The following is a 1,775-nucleotide window of genomic DNA, read 5'->3' as shown; positions in this document are numbered from 1 at the left end:
GAGCGTCTCCCGGATCGGCTTACCGTTGTCCCAGGCCTCAGCGACCGCGATCGACTCCAGATTCTCCTCGATACGATCAGCGATCTTGTTCAAGATCACCGCCCGCTCGGCCGCTGTGGTCCTGCCCCACGCACCCGCCGCGCCATGGGCCGCATCCAACGCCAACTCGATGTCAGCCCCCGTCGACCGCGCCACCTCACAGAACGGCTGACCCGTCACCGGGGTGGGGTTCTCGAAGTACTCGCCGCCGACCGGGGCCACCCACTGCCCGCCGATGAAGTTGTCGTACCGCGACTCGAACGCCATCAGCGCATCGGCGGTACCCGGACGTGCGTAGACGGTCATCACGACTCCTTTGTCGGCGGTGTAATACCGCTCACAGTACGCCCGCAGACACAATGGTCGAATGGCGGACGACCCGTATCTCTGGCTCGAAGACATCACCGGCGACGAGGCGCTGGCCTGGGTGCGCGAACACAACGAACCCACGCTCGACGAACTCTGTGACGAACGGTTCGAGCAGCTGCGCGGCGAGGCGCTGGAAGTGCTCGACACCGACGCCCGCATCCCCTACGTCCGCCGGCGCGGCGACTTTCTGTACAACTTCTGGCGCGACGCGGCCAATCCACGGGGATTGTGGCGGCGCACCACGCTGGACGGCTATCGCAGCGAACAGCCGGACTGGGACGTCATCATCGACGTCGACGAGCTGGCGCGCGCGGACGGCGAGAACTGGGTGTGGGCCGGGGCCGCGGTCATCGAGCCCGACTACAAGCTGGCGCTGATCACGCTGTCCCGCGGCGGTGCGGACGCCGCGGTGGTGCGCGAGTTCGACATGAGTACAAGGGAATTCGTTGACGGCGGCTTCGAGCTACCCGAGGCGAAGACCCAGATCAGCTGGGAGGACGAGGACACGGTGCTGCTCGGCACCGACTTCGGCCCGGGCAGCCTGACCGATTCGGGCTATCCGCGCCTGGTCAAACGCTGGCGCCGGGGTCAGCCGCTGGACGAGGCCGAGACGTTGTTCAGCGCGGCGAGCACCGACGTGATCGTGGCCGCCTCGGTGGACCGCACCCCCGGGTTCGGGCGCACCATGGTGCGGCGGGCGTTGGATTTCTTCAACGACGAGGTCTACGAGTTACGCGGCGATGAGTTGATCCGCGTCGATACGCCCACCGACGCCACCGTGTCGGTGCATCGCAACTGGTTGTTGATCGAACTGCGCACCGACTGGTACACCGGCGCAGCCGACTACCCGGCCGGCTCGCTGCTGGCCGCCGACTACGACGCGTTCTTGGCCGGCACCGCCGAGCTGCACGTGGTGTTCCAACCCGACGAGCACACCTGCCTGCATCAGTATGCGTGGACGCGCGACAAGCTGGTCGTGGTCACGCTGGCCGACGTGGCCAGTCGCGTCGAGGTGCTCACCCCCGGCAGCTGGCAGGCACAACCGGTGCCTGGCCTACCGGCCAACACCAACACCGTGATCGTCACGACGGACAAGCTCGGCGACGAGATCTTCCTGGATTGCAGCGGGTTCGACGCCCCGTCGCGGCTGTTGTGCGGACCGGCCGGCGGTGAGCTGGCCGAGATCAAGCGGGCGCCGTCGTTCTTCGACGCGGCCGATCTGGTTGTCCGTCAGCATTTCGCGACGTCCGATGACGGCACCAAGATCCCGTACTTTGTGGTGCGCCAGGGTAACCACGACAAACCCGGGCCGACACTGCTGGGTGGCTACGGCGGGTTCGAGGTGGCCCGCACCCCGGGCTACGACG

The 1,775-nt window shown here is 67.0% G+C and carries 2 protein-coding genes; one reads left to right on the top strand and one right to left on the bottom strand.

The genetic code is table 11. The features are described 5' to 3' along the window. On the bottom strand, window positions 1–345 hold a 345-nt coding region (locus ACN269_RS32930), incomplete at its 3' end, for an aldehyde dehydrogenase family protein (RefSeq protein WP_421476970.1). A 61-nt stretch (window positions 346–406) separates the two neighbouring features. On the opposite strand from ACN269_RS32930, the gene ACN269_RS32925 reads away from it, so the two are divergent. Continuing rightward, a partial coding sequence (locus ACN269_RS32925) for a S9 family peptidase (RefSeq protein WP_421476968.1) occupies window positions 407–1,775 on the top strand: 1,369 nt, incomplete at its 3' end.

It is taken from the genome of Micromonospora sp. WMMD736, from assembly GCF_049179015.1.
Lineage (GTDB): Bacteria > Actinomycetota > Actinomycetes > Mycobacteriales > Micromonosporaceae > Micromonospora.
This window is presented reverse-complemented; position numbering and strand designations above follow the sequence as displayed.